Source organism: Streptomyces sp. NPDC002446, from assembly GCF_053595675.1.
In genome coordinates this window covers 129,426-147,707 of sequence record NZ_JBSFYC010000009.1, presented here as the reverse complement: position 1 = coordinate 147,707, position 18,282 = coordinate 129,426, and the positions used below count along the sequence as shown (strand labels likewise).

General features: G+C 72.1%; 15 protein-coding genes, 1 pseudogene and 1 riboswitch. Of the genes and pseudogenes, 8 read left to right on the top strand and 8 right to left on the bottom strand.

All coding sequences use genetic code 11. The annotated features are described in order from the left end of the window. Nucleotides 1–54 precede the first annotated feature (54 nt). Complete coding sequence (locus tag ACWD6P_RS08140; RefSeq protein ID WP_451443206.1) at nucleotides 55–1,566, top strand: DNA polymerase IV; 1,512 nt, start codon at nucleotides 55–57, stop codon at nucleotides 1,564–1,566. A gap of 134 nt (nucleotides 1,567–1,700) precedes the next feature. Here ACWD6P_RS08140 and ACWD6P_RS08135 read toward each other — a convergent pair. After that, a pseudogene (locus ACWD6P_RS08135) lies at nucleotides 1,701–1,910 on the bottom strand (PRC-barrel domain-containing protein); the annotation flags it as partial. A 63-nt stretch (nucleotides 1,911–1,973) separates the two neighbouring features. After that, a riboswitch (glycine riboswitch) is annotated at nucleotides 1,974–2,071 on the top strand. Nucleotides 2,072–2,259: 188 nt separating this feature from the next. Between ACWD6P_RS08135 and gcvP the strand changes: the two are divergent. Continuing rightward, entirely contained in the window at nucleotides 2,260–5,145 is a 2,886-nt protein-coding gene (gene gcvP / locus ACWD6P_RS08130; RefSeq protein ID WP_451443205.1) for an aminomethyl-transferring glycine dehydrogenase, read from the top strand. 83 nt (nucleotides 5,146–5,228) lie between these two features. Here gcvP and ACWD6P_RS08125 read toward each other — a convergent pair whose 3' ends face one another. Next, entirely contained in the window at nucleotides 5,229–5,423 is a 195-nt protein-coding gene (locus ACWD6P_RS08125) for a DUF5999 family protein (protein ID WP_451443204.1), read from the bottom strand. Nucleotides 5,424–5,756: 333 nt separating this feature from the next. Beyond that, entirely contained in the window at nucleotides 5,757–6,344 is a 588-nt protein-coding gene (locus ACWD6P_RS08120; protein ID WP_451443203.1) for a hypothetical protein, read from the bottom strand. Nucleotides 6,345–6,974: 630 nt separating this feature from the next. On the opposite strand from ACWD6P_RS08120, the gene ACWD6P_RS08115 reads away from it, so the two are divergent. Beyond that, complete coding sequence (locus tag ACWD6P_RS08115; protein WP_451443202.1) at nucleotides 6,975–8,528, top strand: glutamate-cysteine ligase family protein; 1,554 nt, start codon at nucleotides 6,975–6,977, stop codon at nucleotides 8,526–8,528. Between the two features lie 30 nt (nucleotides 8,529–8,558). Here ACWD6P_RS08115 and ACWD6P_RS08110 read toward each other — a convergent pair whose 3' ends face one another. Then, on the bottom strand, nucleotides 8,559–10,346 hold the full coding sequence (locus ACWD6P_RS08110; protein ID WP_451443201.1) for a substrate-binding domain-containing protein: 1,788 nt from the start codon (nucleotides 10,344–10,346) through the stop codon (nucleotides 8,559–8,561). Between the two features lie 194 nt (nucleotides 10,347–10,540). Here ACWD6P_RS08110 and ACWD6P_RS08105 point away from each other — a divergent pair, with 194 nt between their 5' ends. After that, the gene (locus ACWD6P_RS08105; RefSeq protein WP_451443200.1) at nucleotides 10,541–11,362 is read left to right on the top strand and encodes a CPBP family intramembrane glutamic endopeptidase; all 822 of its coding nucleotides are present in this window, start codon (nucleotides 10,541–10,543) and stop codon (nucleotides 11,360–11,362) included. 138 nt (nucleotides 11,363–11,500) lie between these two features. Here the strand turns inward: ACWD6P_RS08105 and ACWD6P_RS08100 are convergent, their stop codons facing one another. Beyond that, nucleotides 11,501–12,322 carry a PhzF family phenazine biosynthesis protein gene (locus ACWD6P_RS08100; protein WP_451443199.1) on the bottom strand — a complete coding sequence of 274 codons (822 nt, stop codon included), beginning with the start codon at nucleotides 12,320–12,322 and terminating at the stop codon, nucleotides 11,501–11,503. Nucleotides 12,323–12,508: 186 nt separating this feature from the next. Between ACWD6P_RS08100 and ACWD6P_RS08095 the strand changes: the two genes are divergently transcribed. Continuing rightward, a complete protein-coding gene (locus ACWD6P_RS08095) occupies nucleotides 12,509–13,135 on the top strand; it encodes a PadR family transcriptional regulator (protein WP_451443198.1) in 627 nt (208 codons plus the stop codon). An 88-nt stretch (nucleotides 13,136–13,223) separates the two neighbouring features. Here the strand turns inward: ACWD6P_RS08095 and ACWD6P_RS08090 are convergent, their stop codons facing one another. After that, on the bottom strand, nucleotides 13,224–13,652 hold the full coding sequence (locus ACWD6P_RS08090) for a type II toxin-antitoxin system Rv0910 family toxin (RefSeq protein WP_451443197.1): 429 nt from the start codon (nucleotides 13,650–13,652) through the stop codon (nucleotides 13,224–13,226). A gap of 296 nt (nucleotides 13,653–13,948) precedes the next feature. Here ACWD6P_RS08090 and ACWD6P_RS08085 point away from each other — a divergent pair, with 296 nt between their 5' ends. From ACWD6P_RS08085 to ACWD6P_RS08075, 3 genes are all read left to right on the top strand, one after another. Continuing rightward, nucleotides 13,949–14,479 (top strand): Clp protease N-terminal domain-containing protein, encoded by a 531-nt coding sequence (locus tag ACWD6P_RS08085; RefSeq protein ID WP_451443196.1) that lies wholly within the window; start codon nucleotides 13,949–13,951, stop codon nucleotides 14,477–14,479. A 49-nt stretch (nucleotides 14,480–14,528) separates the two neighbouring features. Beyond that, nucleotides 14,529–15,698: an EamA family transporter gene (locus ACWD6P_RS08080; RefSeq protein ID WP_451443195.1), complete on the top strand. Its 1,170-nt coding sequence runs from the start codon at nucleotides 14,529–14,531 to the stop codon at nucleotides 15,696–15,698. A 178-nt stretch (nucleotides 15,699–15,876) separates the two neighbouring features. Beyond that, nucleotides 15,877–16,854 carry a DMT family transporter gene (locus ACWD6P_RS08075; RefSeq protein WP_451443194.1) on the top strand — a complete coding sequence of 326 codons (978 nt, stop codon included), beginning with the start codon at nucleotides 15,877–15,879 and terminating at the stop codon, nucleotides 16,852–16,854. Nucleotides 16,855–16,930: 76 nt separating this feature from the next. On the opposite strand, the gene ACWD6P_RS08070 is transcribed toward ACWD6P_RS08075, so the two are convergent. Together ACWD6P_RS08070 and ACWD6P_RS08065 are read right to left on the bottom strand one after the other, a co-directional pair. Then, nucleotides 16,931–17,593 carry an FMN-binding negative transcriptional regulator gene (locus ACWD6P_RS08070; protein ID WP_451443193.1) on the bottom strand — a complete coding sequence of 221 codons (663 nt, stop codon included), beginning with the start codon at nucleotides 17,591–17,593 and terminating at the stop codon, nucleotides 16,931–16,933. Between the two features lie 9 nt (nucleotides 17,594–17,602). Next, nucleotides 17,603–18,268 (bottom strand): pyridoxamine 5'-phosphate oxidase family protein, encoded by a 666-nt coding sequence (locus ACWD6P_RS08065; RefSeq protein WP_451443192.1) that lies wholly within the window; start codon nucleotides 18,266–18,268, stop codon nucleotides 17,603–17,605. Nucleotides 18,269–18,282 lie beyond the last annotated feature (14 nt).

Here is an 18,282-nt window from a genome sequence, read left to right as displayed (position 1 = left end):
GGCCCCGGCCCGGCGGCGGGTCGATTGTCAGTGCCATGCGGCAGCATCGGACATGTGAGACCCGCCCCGACGATTCTGCATCTGGACATGGATGCGTTCTACGCGGCCGCTGAGCAGGCGGCCAAGCCAAGCCTGCGCGGCAAGCCCGTGGTGGTCGGCGGGATCGGGCCGCGCGGGGTGGTCGCCACGGCGTCGTACGAAGCCCGGGTCTTCGGGGTCCGGTCCGCGATGCCCACGGCCCAGGCGCGGCGGCTGTGCCCCAATGCCGCCTATCTCAGCCCGCGTTTCACGCTGTACCGCCAAGTGAGTGAAACGGTGATGGGGCTGCTGCACGGGCTGTCCCCGCTGGTGGAGCCGCTGAGTCTGGACGAGGCGTTCGTGGATCTGGAAGCGGGCGGGGTGCCGACCGAGACGGCCGCCCTGCGGGCCGTGGGGGAGCAGCTGCGGCGCGACATCCGGGCGGCGACGGGGCTGACGGGTTCGGTGGGGCTCGCCGGCGCCAAGATGCTGGCGAAGATCGCGTCCGAGGCGGCGAAGCCGGACGGTCTGGTGGTGATCGAGCCCGGCACGGAGCGGGAGCTGCTGGGCCCCATGACGGTGCGGACCCTGCCCGGGGTGGGGCCCGCGACGGCCGAGACGCTGCGCCGGGCCGGGATCCACACCGTCGCGGAGACCGCGGAGGCCGGCGAGGCGGAGCTGGTGCGGCTCCTGGGCAAGGCGCACGGCACGGGGCTGTACGCGATGGCGCTGGGCCAGGACGACCGCCCCGTGGTGGCCGAGCGGGATGCCAAATCGATCTCGGTCGAGGACACCTTCGAGGTCGATCTGACCGACCGGACGCGGGTGCGGAACGAGGTGGTGCGGCTGGCGGACCGCTGTGTCCAGCGGCTGCGGGCGGCCGGCCGCTCCGGACGCACGGTGGTGATCAAGGTGCGGAACTACGACTTCTCGACGCTGACCCGCTCGGAGACGCTCCGCGGGCCCACGGACGACCCCTCGGTCGTACGGGAGGCGGCGGTGCGGCTGCTGGAGACGGTGGACACCACGGGCGGGGTGCGGCTGCTGGGCGTGGGGGTCAGCGGGCTGGCCGACTTCACCCAGGAGGATCTGTTCGCCCAGCTGGCGACGGAGCGGGAGGCCGAGGAGCTGGCCAAGGCGGGGCCCGAGCCGGTGGGGGAGGAGACCGGCGAGCGGGAGCCGGAGGAGGAGCGGCCGCGGCGCTGGCATCCGGGGCTGGATGTGGTGCACGACGAGTTCGGCGCCGGGTGGGTGCAGGGGAGTGGCGTGGGCAGGGTGACCGTACGCTTCGAGACGCCGTGGTCCGCACCGGGGAGGGTGCGGACCTTTGCCGTCGAGGACCCGGCGCTGCGGCCGGGTGAGCCCTTGCCGCTGGTGGGCGGCGGGTCGGGAGGGGGTCAGTCCTCCGAGCCCGCGATCTTGCCGAAGTCCTTGTCGCCGGAGCCGCCAGAGCCGCCCGCGCCGCCCGAGCCGCCGGATCCGCCGGTGGCGCCCGAGTCGCCGGGGGAGAGCGCGTCGGAGTCCGGGAGGGAGATATCCAGCCGGTAGTGGTGGTAGAGCTGGAGCTCCTGTTCAGGGGAGAGGTGGCGGCCCACGCCGAAGTCCGGGGCGTCCTTGATCAGCTTGCGGTCGTAGGGGATGTGCAGGCCGTCACCGATCATTTTGCTGGGCTCCAGGGGGACGAACGCGTCCCGGCTGAAGAGACCGGTGCGGACGGCCGCCCACTCCGGTTCCCCCGTCGCGTCGTCGAGGTAGACCTCGTCGATCGTGCCTATTTTCGCGCCGTTACGGTCGAACGCTTTGCGGCCGATCAGGCTCCGGGGATCGATATCGGTTTGCACGGCCCCTCCAATTGGTCGCAACTGCCCTGTGACAACTACCAAACGGCACATTTCATGCTGCGGCCACTCGAAGGATCCTTCGAGTGGTGCGCTGGTAGGCTGGCGAATGGCCGCAGACCCCATGCGGGAGAGTCCTTTGTCGTTCGCGACCAGGGCGCCGAAGGAGCAAATCCTCCCCGGAATCTCTCAGGCACACGTACCGCATGGACGAGGTCACTCTGGAAAGCAGGGCGGGCCACGGACAGGCACACTGCCGGAACCCCTCCTCACCGACGGTGAAAGCCGGGCCGCTCGCGCGGGCCGGTGAAGCTCTCAGGTTGAGATGACAGAGGGGGAGGCCGTCCGGGCACCCGCGCCGTGGTGCCCCTCGTAGGTCGCGCTGACCAGGAGGCCCCCGCAGATGACCACCAATCGCATCTCCTTGACCGAGCTCGAACAGGGCATTCCGTTCGAGCGCCGGCACATCGGTCCCGACCACGAGGCGCAGGCAAAGATGCTCGCGCACGTCGGCTTCGGGTCGCTGGACGAGCTCACCGCCGCCGCCGTCCCCGACGTGATCAAGAGCGCCGAGGCGCTCGGCCTGCCGCAGGGCCGTACGGAGGCCGAGGTCCTCCAGGAGCTGCGCGGCCTGGCGGAGCGCAACCAGGTGCTGTCCCCCATGATCGGCCTGGGGTACTACGGCACGTTCACCCCGCCGGTGATCCTCCGCAACGTCATGGAGAACCCTGCCTGGTACACGGCCTACACGCCCTACCAGCCGGAGATCTCGCAGGGCCGCCTTGAGGCGCTGCTGAACTTCCAGACGATGGTCGCCGAGCTGACCGGACTGCCCACCTCCGGCGCCTCGCTGCTGGACGAGGGCACCGCCGCCGCCGAGGCGATGGCGCTCTCCCGCCGTGTCGGCAAGGTCAAGCAGGGCGTCTTCCTGGTGGACGCCGACTGTCTGCCGCAGACCGTCGCCGTGATCCAGACCCGCGCAGAGCCGACCGGTGTCGAGGTCGTCGTCGCGGACCTGTCCGACGGCATCCCCGCCGAGATCGCCGAGCGCGGCGTCTTCGGTGTGCTGCTGCAGTACCCGGGCGCCTCCGGCGCGGTGCGCGACCCGCGTGCCGTCATCGAGCAGGCCCATGAGCTGGGCGCGGTCGTCACGGTGGCGGCCGATCTGCTCGCCCTGACGCTGCTGACCTCGCCCGGCGAGCTCGGCGCCGACATCGCGGTCGGCACCACCCAGCGCTTCGGCGTCCCGATGGGCTTCGGCGGACCGCACGCCGGCTTCATGGCCGTACGCGATCAGTTCGCCCGCAGCCTGCCCGGCCGCCTGGTGGGCGTCTCCGTCGACGCCGACGGCAACAAGGCCTACCGCCTCGCGCTGCAGACCCGTGAGCAGCACATCCGCCGTGAGAAGGCCACCAGCAACATCTGCACCGCGCAGGTGCTGCTCGCCGTCATGGCCGGGATGTACGCCGTCTACCACGGCCCCGAGGGCCTGCGGACCATCGCCCGGCGTACCCACCGCTACGCCGCCGTGCTCGCCGAGGGCCTGCGGGCGGGCGGTGTGGAGATCGTGCACGGCGCGTACTTCGACACCCTGACCGCGCGGGTGCCCGGCCGGGCCGCCGAGGTCGTCGCCGCCGCCCGCGAGGCCGGTATCAACCTCCGCCAGGTCGACGCGGACCTCGTCGGCATCGCCTGCGACGAGACCACCGGACGCGCGCAGCTGACCGGCGTCTGGGGCGCCTTCGGCGTGCAGGGCGACATCGAGCAGCTGGACCCGGTCGCTGCCGAAACGTTGCCGCAGTCGCTGCTGCGCACCGACGACTACCTCACCCACCCGGTCTTCCACCAGCACCGCTCCGAGACCGCGATGCTGCGCTACCTGCGCACCCTCGCCGACAAGGACTACGCGCTGGACCGCGGCATGATCCCGCTCGGCTCCTGCACGATGAAGCTGAACGCCACCACCGAGATGGAGCCGGTCACCTGGCCCGCGTTCGGCCAGCTGCACCCCTTCGCGCCGGCCGCCCAGGCCCAGGGCTACCTCACGCTGATCCAGGAGCTGGAGGAGCGGCTGGCCACGGTCACCGGCTATGACAAGGTCTCCATCCAGCCGAACGCCGGATCGCAGGGCGAGCTGGCCGGCCTGCTGGCGGTACGCGCCTACCACCGCGCCAACGGCGACGAGCAGCGCACCGTCTGCCTGATCCCGTCCTCGGCGCACGGCACCAACGCCGCCAGCGCCGTCATGGCCGGGATGAAGGTCGTCGTCGTCAAGACCGGTGCGGACGGCGAGGTCGACGCCGACGATCTGCACGCCAAGATCGAAAAGCACCGTGACGAGCTCGCGGTCCTGATGGTCACCTACCCCTCCACGCACGGCGTGTTCGAGGAGCACATCACCCAGATCTGCGCCGCGGTGCACGACGCCGGCGGCCAGGTCTACGTCGACGGCGCCAACCTCAACGCGCTGGTCGGGCTCGCCGAGCCCGGCAAGTTCGGCGGCGATGTCTCGCACCTCAACCTGCACAAGACGTTCTGCATCCCGCACGGCGGTGGCGGCCCCGGTGTCGGCCCCGTCGCCGTACGCGCCCACCTGGCGCCGTACCTGCCCAACCACCCGCTGCAGCCCACCGCGGGCCCCGAGACGGGCGTCGGGCCGATCTCCGCGGCCCCCTGGGGCTCGGCCGGCATCCTGCCGATCTCCTGGGCGTACGTCCGCCTCATGGGCGGCGAGGGCCTCAAGCGCGCCACCCAGGTCGCCGTCCTCAGCGCGAACTACATCGCCAAGCGCCTGGAGCCGCACTACCCGGTGCTCTACACGGGCCCCGGCAATCTGGTGGCGCACGAGTGCATCATCGACGTCCGGCCGCTGACCAAGGCGACCGGTGTGAGCATCGACGATGTCGCCAAGCGGCTGATCGACTACGGCTTCCACGCGCCGACGATGTCCTTCCCGGTGGCCGGCACGCTGATGATCGAGCCGACGGAGAGCGAGGACCTCGGCGAGCTGGACCGGTTCTGCGACGCGATGATCGCCATCCGCGCGGAGATCGAGAAGGTCGGCTCGGGGGAGTGGGACGAGGACGACAACCCGCTGCGCAACGCTCCGCACACCGCGGCCGCGCTCAGCGGCGACTGGACCCACGCGTACACCCGCGAGGAGGCCGTCTTCCCGGCGGGCGTCGCGGCGGCGGAGAAGTACTGGCCGCCGGTGCGCCGGATCGACGGTGCCTTCGGCGACCGTAACCTCGTCTGCTCCTGCCCCCCGCTGGACGAGTACGACAACTGATCAGCACTGGTCCACCCGGGCAACATCAAGGGCCCTCGGCAGATCTGCCGGGGGCCCTGTTGTACGTGCCGGGTGCTCGCGGGTCAGGCCGCTGCGGTGACCCGGGCCCGGTGCGGGGCGATGACCTGCCCGTCCGGCAGCAGCTCACCGGTGTCCTCGAAGAGCAGGACGCCGTTGCAGAGCAGGCTCCAGCCCTGCTCGGGGTGGTGCGCCACAAGGTGTGCGGCCTCCCGGTCGCTGGAGTCTGCTGACGGGCATGGCGGTTGGTGCTGACACATGGAAGTTGTCTTTCGCTGCGGTGTGGTGAACGTCGTGCGGCTCGATGCGGTGGTCATGGCCGCTCCCCCGTTTCCTCTGTCGGTTCCAGTGTTGCCCTACGGACGGGATTCCGCAGGGATTTCGCAGCAGCGGTACTCACTCGGTATCGACGCGTCACCCGTGCGGGCGGTTGCGTCCAATTGCACTCCTCGCCAAGGGGGTTGGGAGTGGTATGCACGGACTAGCCCGCGCGGGTGAGCGCGGCGGAGCGCCCCGCGGCCGGAGGGGGTCGCGGGGCGCGCTGTCGTGGGACGGCGTGGCGCCGGCCGCGGATGCGCGGCCGGAGCGCCGGGTCAGGCGGGTTCGCGCAGCAGCGGGGCGGGCGCGAGGCGCAGGGTGAGCCGGGGCAGCAGATCGGCGACGCGGTGCGGGCGGTGGGCGGCGATCCCCGGCGGGGCGGGCGCCAGCGGAATCAGCAGGTCACCCGGTGCGGGCAGGCCCTCGGAGCCGTCGGCGGCGAGATCGTGGTGCAGCCAGAGCGTGAGCATGTACAGCTCAGGGACGGACAGCAGCCGCGGCTGATAGGGCGCGCTCAGCGTATCCGCCTGGGCGAGCGCCTGCTCGGTGGAGGCGACATAGGGGCCGCCGCAGAAGCGCCCGAACGTCCAGCCGTCCGCGGTGAGCATCGCCTCGGCCGTCGCCACGGCCCGCTCCCCGCCCCGGACCAGGAAGCTCCAGCCGGCCAGACGGGTGCACGGTGTGCCGCCGGCCCGGCTGACGTCGTCCCACACGTGGAAGGGCAGCGGGTGATCGGGGCTGAGCGGGCCCTGATGGGCGCGCAGTGCGGGGACGGGGGCCTCGCGGACGGCGGTGGGCGAGCCGAGGGCGGTGAGGACGCTGCGCAGGGCGGGCGCGGGGGCGGGGGAAACATGCAGCGGCATGGTGGGTCGCCTCTCACTTCGGAGACACGGTGGAGCGTGGCAGGTGCAAACGGCGCTGTCTGCAGTGCGGGGACAGAGCATGGCCGGCGTCGGGGGCTGCGGCCGGACGTGGGGTAGGGCCTGCCCGGCGGGTCCGCGCGGGCTTGATCCGCAAAGAACCGCCGGGCAGGCCCTGGCCGCTGAGCCCCAGCACCGGCGAAATCACGGCGACACTGGTGCGCCAACTCTCTGCCTCGTAAGCGGAGTTTATACGACGTATGTTCTGAAAGTGTTTCGGCTACCCGTCTTGCGGATTTCTGGCAAGGCGTAATCCAGACCCTTGCGCGAGGTGATTTCTTCCGCTTTGTACGGCGGTTTTCCATGGCACCTCGTAATGTATCGCCGACGCGGTAGGCCGGATCTCGTCGGTGATTCTCACGAGCGAATTGCGGACGGCGATGGCCGCTGAGATATGCCGGAGGAAGATGCCGGGCGCTACACCACTTCGAGCCTATCGGTACCGGCACACCCCTGAGGCGTTATCGATCAGATTGCCGGGGCATCATCGACCGTAGCGCGAGCCCCGGCGTGTCGGGGACGGCCCCAAGCGGTCCGTGGCCGCGGGCCGTTCACTCGAGGAGGGACCCTTCGATGGGGGAGAAGGTCGCCGCGGACGGGATCGACCTGGCGGACCGGGAGCGTTATCGAAGAAAGCTTCACGAGTGTCTTGAGGGATTGCAGCGGCTGCTGACGGAGAAGCGGTTCGAACGGCCCAGGAATCTCATGGGCCTGGAGATCGAGCTCAATCTGGCCGGGCCGGACGGGCTGCCCCGCATGATGAACTCCCAGGTGCTGGAGCGCATCGCCAGCCGTGATTTCCAGACCGAACTCGCCCAGTGCAACCTGGAAGTCAACATCCTGCCGCACCGATTGTCCGGCCGCGTCCTGGACCAGCTCGCCGAGGAACTCCGTACGGGGCTGGCCTACGCCGAGCGGAAGGCCCGCGAGGTCGCCGCCAGGATCGTGATGATCGGCATTCTGCCGACCCTGGACGCCGACGACCTCACGGTCGCCAGCCTTTCCGAGAACGACCGGTATGTGCTGCTCAACGAGCAGATGCGGGCGGCCCGCGGCGAGGACTTCGCGCTCGACATCAGGGGCGTCGAGCACCTGGTCGCCCGCTCGCCCTCGATCGCACCGGAGGCCGCCTGTACGTCCGTGCAGCTGCATCTGCAGGTGACGCCCAACCGCTTCGCCGGCATCTGGAACGCGGCCCAGGCCATCGCCGCTGTACAGGTGGCGGTCGGCGCCAACTCGCCGTTCCTCTTCGGCCGTGAGCTGTGGCGCGAGTCGCGGCCGCCGGTCTTCCAGCAGGCCACCGACACCCGCGCGCCGGAGCTGACGGCCCAGGGCGTACGCCCCCGCACCTGGTTCGGCGAGCGCTGGATCGACTCCGCCTACGAGCTCTTCGAGGAGAATCTGCGCTACTTCCCGCCGCTGCTGCCGCTGTGCGGGCCGCAGGATCCACTGCGCGTCCTCGATGAGGGCGGGGTTCCGGACCTCGCCGAACTGGTGCTGCACAACGGCACGATCTACCGCTGGAACCGGCCCGTCTACGCGGTCACCGACGGCGTGGCCCACCTCAGGGTCGAGAACCGGGTGCTGCCGGCCGGTCCCACCGTCGCCGACGTCATCGCCAACACCGCCTTCTACTACGGCCTGGTGCGGGCGCTGGCCGAGGAGCCGCGCCCGATCTGGTCGCGCCTCCCGTTCGCCGCCGCGGCCCGCAACTTCGACACCGCCTGCCGGTACGGCATCGACGCCACCCTGCACTGGCCGCGTCCCGGGCGGACCGGCGCGCTCGCCGAGATCCCCGCCGTACGGCTCGTACGCAAGGAACTGCTGCCGCTGGCCGCCCGCGGGCTGGACGCGTGGGGGGTGGAACCCGCCGACCGCGACCACTATCTGGCGATCATCGAGGAGCGCTGCCGGCGCCGGGTGAACGGCGCCTCCTGGCAGGCCGCGGCCTTCCACCACGCCCGGCGGATGGGCCTGGACCGGGACGCCGCGCTCGCCGCGATGACCCGGCGCTACAGCGAGCTGATGCACACCGGCCAGCCGGTGCACACCTGGCCCGTGGCCTGGTCGGTCGGCGAGCGGCCGACCGTACCGGGACCGCGGCAGGCGGCGACCGACGGAGCGTAGGGGAGGCGCACCGCCAGCGGACGGGCCCGCTCAGCGCGGGCCCTTGCTGCCCGCCGCCATGATGGCCTTGAGGATCACCTCGTGGACCTGCGACGGGTTGCTGACGCGGTGCGCCGAGCCGCCGGTTGGTGCTGCGATGCGGTCCAGGGAGGAGGTGTCGGCCTCCGGGCCGATCGCGAGGGCGATCAGCGGTACCGGGCGGTCAGGGGTGGCGAGCTTCTCCAGCTCGGCGACCAAGGCGTCCAGGCCGATGCCGCCGGTGTCGTCGTCGGCGCCGTCGGTGACCACGACCAGCGCGTTGAACTTCCCGTTCGCATACGTCGCGCGGGCCTTGAGGTACGCGGCGAGCGTGGTGTCGTACAGGCCGGTGGCGCCGTGCGGCATCGGGGTCAGCGAGCCGAACGCGGTGGCGAGCGCATCGCGGTGGGTACCGCCGTCCGCGTCCCGGTCGCCGAGGCGGGTGGTGGGCGAGAGCTCGACATGGTCCTTGTCGCCGTCCAGGTAGGCGGCGAACTTCCACAGCCCGATCTCGTCCTCCGGCGTGAACGTGGCCAGCGCCTGGAGGAGGGAATCCCTGGCGAGGTCCATACGGGAGCGGCCGCCCCGGCCCGGCAGCGGCCTGCCCATCGACGCCGAGGCGTCCACGACGGTGGAGATCCGGGCGCTCTGCACCGTGAGCGTCCATCTGCCCAGCAGCGCCCGGAGCTCCTTGGCCGAGGGCAGATCGGCGGGACTTGCGGAGTACGGCTGGGGAGCGCGCCCGCCCGCCGCGTCCACCACCTTCGCGGCCGCCGCGCCGTTGCCGGGCCGGAAGCCGTGCTCGCGCAGCGTGCGCTGCCCGCCGGGCTCGCCCAGCAGCGTCAGGAAGCGGTTGGCGGCCCGGGTCTGCTCCGGGCTCAGCTCGCCCGCGTCGACCAGGGTGTACGGATAGGTGAGCTGGGCGGTGCCGTCCTTGGGGTAGAACAGCTCCAGCCCCGGGCCGCCGTCCGCACCGGTGTTGTGGGCGTGGGCGGCCTGCTCGGACAGCAGCAGCGCCTGGTTGCGGCGTGGATTGCCCTGCTCGGCACTGGAGTCGTCGCGCGGCAGCGTGGCCAGAACCTGACCGTCGCCGTCCGAGACCCGCTGGTGGAGGAGCTTTGCCGCGGTGGCGGTGCGGGAGGCGGTCTCGTCGTCGTCCCGGGCTTCCCTGGCGTTGGCGGCGTTGATACGGGCCAGGGCGAGCAGCCCGGTGGCGCTGCGCGCCGGGTCGGCCATCCCCAGGCGCAGCGCGTCGCCGGATGCCGCGGTCCGGCTCAGATCGGTCCAGGTGTAGGTCTTCTTCGGCCAGCCCATGGCCTTGGCGGTCCGGGGGACGGCACCCAGCGTGATCGGGGACGAGGCGATGGCGTCGGCGGCGGTGAGCGGGGTGCCGCTCTCCGCGCCGACCCGGTCCACCCACAGCTTCGAATCCGGTATCCATACCTGGAATTCGGGGTCCACCGGCCGCTGCCCGAAGGAGTCGGCGATCTCATGGGACGGGCGAGCGGTGATCTTGACGTCGAGGCATCTGCCGTCGGTGCGGGTCGCGTCCTCGCGGGCCGTTCTGGCCACCGACTTCAGCGCCGGGGCGATATCGGGGGAGGCGACCACGTCGAGCCGCACCGACGTGCCGTCGCACGGGTCGCCGAAGGGGAGCAGACCGCTGCGCAGCGCCACGAGCGAGCCGGCGGCGACGGCCAGGACCAGGCCGGTGGCGATGACGAGGGTGCGCCGACGTGCACCGGGGCGGGCCCCCGTGCGCCGCGGTGCGGAGCCGTCGGGCAAGCTGTGTCGTCCCATTGCGGTAGCGCCTCTCCTTCTCGGAGCTCGATCGGGATTCGATGAGAAGAGGGAAAACGCGCCACGTGGATGGCGCCCGTCCCCGGCCTGTCGCGCGCGATCTTCGTACCTGCTGTCGAGACCCTAGCGGGGCGATGGTGGCGAAGAGGCGGTAATACGGAAGTGGAGGAAGTGTGCAGTCGGATACAAGTCCCGTGGCCGATGGGGACGTTCCGGGGCGCGGGCCCGGTGCGGTGACCGGCGCGGGGACGGCCGAGGAGCCGTCCCGGAGCATCCTGCGGAGCGAGACGCTGATCGTCCTGGCGCTCTCGCTGGGCGCCAGCGCGCTGTCGGCGGTCATCAGCTTCATCGGGTCGGTGACCAAGCCCGGCGGCCTCAAGGACCAGGCGGCGACGCTCAACGCCTCCCATGCGCCCGGCCGGCCGTGGCTGGATCTCGCCTGGCAGCTGTTCGGGATCGCGACCGCACTGGTGCCGGTGGCGCTGGTGGCGCATCTGCTGGTGCGCGAACGGGCCGGCGGGCTGCGGGCGATCGGCTTCGACCGGCGGCGGCCCGGCTTCGACCTGAGCCGGGGTCTCGCGCTGGCGGCCGCCATCGGGGGCAGTGGTCTGCTGCTCTATCTGGGCGCGCGGGCGGCCGGATTCAATCTGACGGTGATCCCCGAGGCGCTGCCCGAGGTGTGGTGGAAGATCCCGGTGCTGATCGCCTCCGCGGTGCAGAACGCCGTCCTGGAGGAGGTCATCGTCGTCGGGTATCTGCTGCGCAGACTGGGGCAGTTGGGGTGGGCGCCGATGGCGGCGCTCGCGGCCAGTGCGGTGCTGCGCGGTTCGTACCACCTCTACCAGGGCATCGGCGGATTCTTCGGCAACATGGTGATGGGCGTGATCTTCGTCCTGCTGTACCGGCGGTGGGGCCGGGTCGGACCGCTGGTCGCCGCGCACGCCCTGATAGACATCGTGGCGTTCGTCGGGTACGCGCTGCTGGCGGGCAGGGTGGGGTGGCTGCCAACGGGGTGAGGTGAGGGCGAGGGCCGGGGCGAGAGCCGTGGTGGGGGCGAGGGCCGACGCCCCCCCACCACGGCTCTCGCCCCTTTTCCCTTCCCTCAGTCCTTGGCCGGCAGCTCTTCCCTCAGTCCTCGGTCAGAAGCTCTTCTCTCAGTCCTTGGCCAGCAGTTCGCCGTCGATCACCGTGACCGCCGAGCCGGTGAGCAGCGTACGGTCGCCGCGCAGCTCGGTGCGTACATAGCCGCTACGGGCCGCGCCCTGCAGCCCGATCAGCGAGTCGCGGCCGATACGGGCCGACCAGAAGGGGGCGAGCGCGGTGTGCGCGCTGCCCGTTACCGGGTCCTCGTCGATGCCCACCGCCGGGAAGAAGCAGCGCGAGACGAAGTCGTAGCCGCCGAGGGGGTCTTCGGCGCGCGCGGTGGCGATCACCCCTCGGCCGCCGTGCCCGGCCAGCGCCCTGAGGTCCGGCGACAGTGCCCGTACGGACTTCTCGTCGGCCAGCTCGACCAGGAGGTCGCCGACATCGGGCCCGGTGTCGTGGGCCGAGAGGATCTCGGTGCCCAGCGCGTCCGCGACGACCGGCGGCACCGCCACCGGCGTCAGCGGCGCGGTCGGGAAGTCCATGGCGATCGTGCCGTCGTCGCCGGCCGTCGTGGTCAGCACCCCGCTACGGGTGCGGAAGCGGACCGTGCCGGTGGCCGCCCCGGTGGTGTGCAGAACGTGCGCGGTGGCCAAAGTGGCGTGCCCGCACATGTTCACCTCGGCGGCCGGGGTGAGCCAGCGCAGCGCCCAGTCGGCGTCCCCGCCCTCGGGCAGCGGATGCGCGAAGGCGGTCTCGGAGAGGTTGACCTCGGTGGCGACCTGCTGGAGCCAGGCCGTATCGGGGAATGCGTCGGAGTCGAGGAGTACGACTCCCGCGGGGTTGCCGGCGAACGGACGCGCACTGAAGGCGTCGACGATACGAATCCTCATGGCCGCGAGCGTAGAGGTGCCACAGACCCGCAGGCCAAGGCCAATTCCAGGAAATTGGCTACGGATGGTGGATTGCCGGTCACCTGTGGAGATGGCTCGGAGCCTTGCTTCGACGAACAGTCCCGATATATCGTTGAGGCATCGCGATAGATTCGCGACAGCTCAACGATGGAGAGGGAGAACGACATGCGTCCCCAAGGGCACGAACACGGACATGAGCATCGCCATGACTACTGCGGACCCGGCCGCTCCGGCGGTCGCGGGGACTTCGGGGGCGGCTGGGAGCGGCGGCGCTCCGCCTTCGGCCCCTTCGGCCCGCCTTTCGGGGGGCCGCCCTTCGGCGGTGGCCGGGGGCGCGGCGGACCGCGCGGCCGGGCGCGCCGCGGCGATGTGCGCGCCTCGATACTGGCGCTGCTCAAGGACCGCCCGATGCACGGCTACGAAATGATCCAGGAGATCGCCGAGCGCAGCGGCGGGGCGTGGAAGCCGAGCCCCGGCTCGGTCTATCCGACCCTGCAGCTCCTGGAGGACGAGGGGCTGATCGTCAGCGCCAGTGAGGGCGGCAAGAAGCTGTTCTCGCTGACCGACGCCGGCCGCGCCGAGGCCGACAGCGGCTCGGACGCCCCCTGGGAGGAGGCCGGCCGCGGCGTCGACTGGGAGGCGATGAACGAAATACGCAAGGCGGGCGGCGGCCTGGTCGAGGCGTTCCGTCAGGTGTGGGCCACCGGCAGCCCCGAACAGCGGGAGAAGGCCATGGCGGTGGTCAACAAGGCCCGCAAGGAGCTGTATCTGATCCTCGCCGAAGAGGACTGAGCGAGGGTGAGCGAGCGGTGAAAGAGGTGGTCGGCGAAGGTGGTCGGCGCCCTCCGGGAGCCAGGGGGCGGGAGTGGCTCCCGGAGGGTCAGGAGACCAGGCCGGCGAGCTTGCGCAGCGACTCGTTCAGTGCGGCGCCCGCCGAGTCCTTGAGCTTGCCGGCCATCAAGGAGACCGCCGCGCCGGTGAACGTGCCGTCGATCCGTACGGCCGTCGCCTCGCCGTCCGGTGCGAGGGCGTAGCGCATCCCCAGGCTGACGCCCATCGGGCCCTTGCCCTTGATGTCGAGCAGCCGTCCCGGCTCCAGCTCCTGGACGGTCCAGGAGACCTCCGCGGGGAAGCCCATCAGCTTCATGTTCTCCTCGTGCGCCGCGCCCACCTCCAGCGCCTCCGGGCCGCCCTTGGGGAAGGCGGTGTGGGTGACGTTCCACTCCCCGTACGCATCGAAGTCGGTGAGCCGGTCCCAGATCTTCTCGGCCGGTGCCTCGATGCGGGCCTGGGCGGTGACTTCGGCCATGCGATCACCCCTTCGGTGACGGTCCGGTCCTGGCTGGTGCCGCGGAACGTAGCCGCACGGGGGTGAAGGTTCAAGAGCGATGGCGGCCCTTGCTGATGGATCGTCAGATATCCGTCCGGAACCCGGGGCGGCCTGCCTCGCGCGCCTCGCTGTCGGGCGAGCGCCCCGCATTGTCTCCGCCCGGCATCTCCTCCCCAGGGATGAGATCTTGTACGGGTATGTCCAACCAGCGCGGGATGTGCAAATGCTTCCCGGCGGGGATGTTCCGCGGCCAGGGGGCTGGTGGGGTGGAGGCTGTGCAAAACCGTACTGCGTACAGCGGCGGCGACGGACCCGCTCAGGAGGACCTCGACAGCCGGCTCACCGTGGAGCTCGCGTCGGTGGTCTCCGCCGCCCGCAGGCGGGCCACCCGCGACGGCGACCGGCAGGTCGACACCGCGCATCTGCTCCACGGCCTCCTGGAATCCGACCCCGCCGTACGCGCCGCCTTCGACGGCGGGCCCCAGGTGGCGCGGCTGCTCGGCTACCTCGTCCAGCGCAGCATCGGCTACGGCCTCCAATGGCACGGCACCGTCGAGGATTCCGGCGCGGTCCCCGTGGTCACCGACGGCGCCGTCCCCGGTTGGTCACCGGCCGCGGCCGCTGCCATGGACGGTGCCCTCGACCGCGCCCACGCGCGCTACGCCCTGCGCGCCGGCTGCCTCGACCTGCTCGCCGCGCTGGTGGACGACCCCGAATCCCGGGCTGTGGAAGTCCTGCGCCGGGCCTCCGTCGACACCATCGCGCTCGCGGCTCGTCTGGACGGCGAGCGGTCGGGCCAGGACTGACAGCCGTATCGGGGGCGACGCTGCTGGTGGCGGCTGTCATGATGACCCGATGCACGCGTCATCGGGGAGCCCGGCGGGTCCAGCGACCGGCCCGGGCCAGGTAGCTCCAGGGGCCCGAGCGGCCCGGCAGGTCTCGTCCGTCCCAGGGGCGGGCCGTAAAGGCGGCGCGCCCCGGGGGCGGGGTGCGGGCCTGGGCATCGCCCTGCTGTCCGCCCTCGCCTTCGGCGGCTCCGGCGTGGCCGCCAAGCCCCTGATCGAGGCCGGTCTCGAACCGCTCCATGTGACCTGGCTGCGGGTGGCCGGTGCCGCGCTGGTCATGCTGCCGATCGCCTGGCGCCATCGTGACCTGCCGCGCCGTCGGCCCGCCCTGCTCGCCGGCTTCGGGCTGCTGGCCGTCGCCGGGGTGCAGGCCTGCTACTTCGCCGCGCTCTCCCGCATCCCCGTCGGCGTCGCGCTGCTCATCGAGTACCTCGCCCCCGCCCTCCTGCTGGGCTGGGTCCGCTTCGTTCAGAAACGACCGGTCACCCGCGCCGCCGCGGTCGGTGTCGTGCTCGCTGTCGGCGGTCTGGCCTGCGTCGTCGAGGTCTGGTCCGGGCTGAGTTTCGACGCCTTCGGTCTGGCCCTCGCGCTCGGCGCGGCTTGCTGCCAGGTCGGCTACTTCGTGCTCTCCGACCACGGCACCGACGACGAGGAGACCGCCGCCGACCCGCTCGGCGTGATCGCCTACGGGCTGCTGATCGGTGCCGTCGTCCTCACGCTGGTCGCCCGCCCCTGGGGCATGGACTGGTCGGTGCTCGGCGGCAGTGCGGAGATGAACGGCGCCTCGCTGCCCGCCGTCGTGCTGCTCGCCTGGATCGTGCTGATCGCGACGGTGGCCGCCTACCTCACCGGAGTGGTGTCGATACGCCGGCTCTCGCCGCAGGTGGCCGGGGTGGTCGCCTGTCTGGAGGCGGTCATCGCGACGGTCCTGGCCTGGGTGCTGCTCGGTGAGCGCCTCTCCGGGCCGCAGATCGCGGGCGGGGTCGTCGTGCTGTGCGGTGCCTTCATCGCCCAGTCGGCCAAGCCGAAGGCCACGGACACGGTGGTGGTGACGGGAGCCGGGGCGAAGACCGGGGAGAGCACGGGAGCGGACGCGCCCGGCGGCACCGCGGCCCCGGCAGCCGCTGTGCCTGCGGCCGGCTCCGAGAACGACTTGTCGGCCGGATCGCGCGCCACGTAAAGTGGCGATCATGCTTTCGACTGTGCTGCCCCCGCCCGCCGCGTAAGGCGGGCGGCGGCCTCCGAGGAAACCCCGGCTCGGGCAGGTACCCGAGCCATCCGTCGCTGCCTGCACACGGGACCACGCGACCATTCCACGGCGCAGCGCGCCGTCCTGGATTTCCCGGAGCACACCTCCCATGCACGCCACTTCTCCCTCCGCCCTGCCCGTGGGCCGGGGGCTGCTGTACGTCATGTTCGCCGCGACCGCCTGGGGCACCGCAGGTGCGGCCGCCGCCCTCCTCTACCGGGGCAGCGGACTGGGCCCGATCGCCCTCACCTTCTGGCGCACCTTCGGCGGACTCCTCCTCCTGGTCGCCGTGCGGGCGCTGCTGCGCCGCCGGTCCGGCGGGCCCGTTACCCCCGCCCCGTACGAGCCGATCCGCCGCCGGGCGACCCGCATCGCCGTGACGGGCATCGCCCTCGCCGTCTTCCAGGCCGCCTACTTCGCCGCCGTCGAGACCACGGGCCTGGCCGTGGGCACCGTCGTCACCATGGGGGCGGGCCCCGTCCTCATCGCCATCGGGGCGCGCGTGACGATGGGCGAACGGCTCGGCGCGGGCGGAGCGCTGGCCGTCGCCGGGGCGCTGGCAGGGCTGATGGTCCTGGTCCTCGGCGGGGACGGCGCCGCGACCGTCCGTCCCGCGGGCATCGGCTACGCACTGCTGTCCGCGGCCGGCTGCGCCGCGATGACGCTGGCCACCCGGCGGCTGGGCAAGGGCGGCGGCAGCGATCCGTACGCCTCGACGATCAGCGCGTTCGCGGTCGCTGCGCTGTGCCTGCTGCCGCTCGCGGCGGTGGAGGGGCTGTGGCCCCATGCGCATGAGCTGGGGCGCAGCCTCTGGCTGATGGGCTATATCGCGGCGGTGCCGACGGCGCTGGCCTATGGGCTGTACTTCGCGGGGCTGGCCGCCGTGCGCGCCGCGACCGCCTCCGTGATCTCGCTGATCGAGCCGGTGTCGGCCGCGGCCATCGCGGTGCTGTTCCTGGGGGAGCGGCTGACGATGGCCACGGCCGCCGGAACCGGTGTGCTGCTGACGGCCGTTGCCGTACTGGCGGTGACGGAGGCGCGCGGGGCGGTGGCGGCCGCCCGGTCCACGGTCCCGGCGGCGAGCTGAGGGCGGGTGCCCGGCCGGTCGCCCCGTGGGCGGGGAGGCGGCCGGCCGGGCACCTGGGCAAAGCGGGCCGGGGCCTTCAGGGGGCGGGTGTCCTCGTGGGGGTTGCGGCCGCGGCCAGCCGGCGCTGCTGATGGCTGCGGGCCGCCGCGTCCCCGGGGCCGTCCCGTTCGGCGAGGCGTTCCGATATGCGGTGCTGGACGGCCTCGCTCCGCTTGCCGCCGTACTTGAACTTGGCGCGTATCTCCCGCACTTCGAGGCGCAGACCGCGGATGCCGGACAGCAGCCGCCCGTACGGTTCCTCGCCCACGGCGACCGGAGCCGAGCCGCCGTCCGGCTGGAAGTGGCCCGTCTGGCGTTGCAGCAGTGCCGCCTTGGCCTCCGGGTCGTCCACGACATGGGCCGTGCAGGTCAGCTGGACCGCGGCGTAGAAGCTGGTGGGGACGCCGTGTTCGGGCGGCTGGTCCTCGGTGGCCTGCCAGGGGCCGGGGATGAAGGTGTAGTCGTCCACCACGCTCAGCAGGACCGTCGGCCGGTCCGTCAGTGCGCGCCAGAGGGGGTTGGGCCGGGCCAGGTGGGTGAGGGCCTCGTGGCGCTCCGGGTCGTACGCGAAGTGCAGCGGCTGCACCATCGGCGGTTCACCGGGCGGGCCGTTGACGGCCAGCTGGCCGAAGTCGTGTGCCGCGAGCCACTGTTGCCATTCGGTGTCGTCGCCCGGCGCGTCCCAGGGGTGGATCAGCACGAAGGCTCCTCAGCGGGCGGGGAAGTACGCCGGCTCGGGGGTGCCGGGCGCGAGGTCGTCGGACGGTATGGGGGCGCCGTAGACCGGTGCCACGGGCAGGACGCCGCTCCAGTACGGCAGCGCGAGGTCCTCGGGCTCGTCATTGGGGCCGCCGGTGCGGATCTTGGCGGAGACCTCGCGCAGGTCGAGCCGGATCACGGAGGTGGCGGCCAGCTCCTTGGTGTTGCCGGGGCGGGAGTCCGCCGCGCGGCCGGGCAGTACGTGATCGACGAGGGCGTCGAGCGCGGCCGTCTTCTCCGCCGCCTCGGTCACCTGATACGCGGTGCCGTGGACCACGACGCTGCGGTAGTTGATGGAGTGGTGGAAGGCGGAGCGGGCCAGGACCAGGCCGTCGACATGGGTGACCGTGACGCATACCTCGAGGCCGGGGTCGGGCGCCGCACCGGCCGTCCGCAGCGGGCGGGACCCGGTCGATCCGTGGATGTAGAGGCGGTCGCCGACCCGCCCGTAGAGCGTCGGCAGGACGACCGGGGAACCGTCGCGGACGAAGCCCAGGTGGCAGACGTAGGCCGCGTCGAGGATGCCGTGCACCGTCTCGCGGTCGTACGCGGCGCGCTCGCGGGCGCGGGTGGGCGTCGTGCGGGCGGTCGGTTCGTACGACTCTGCGCTGGGCATTGCGATCTCCATTG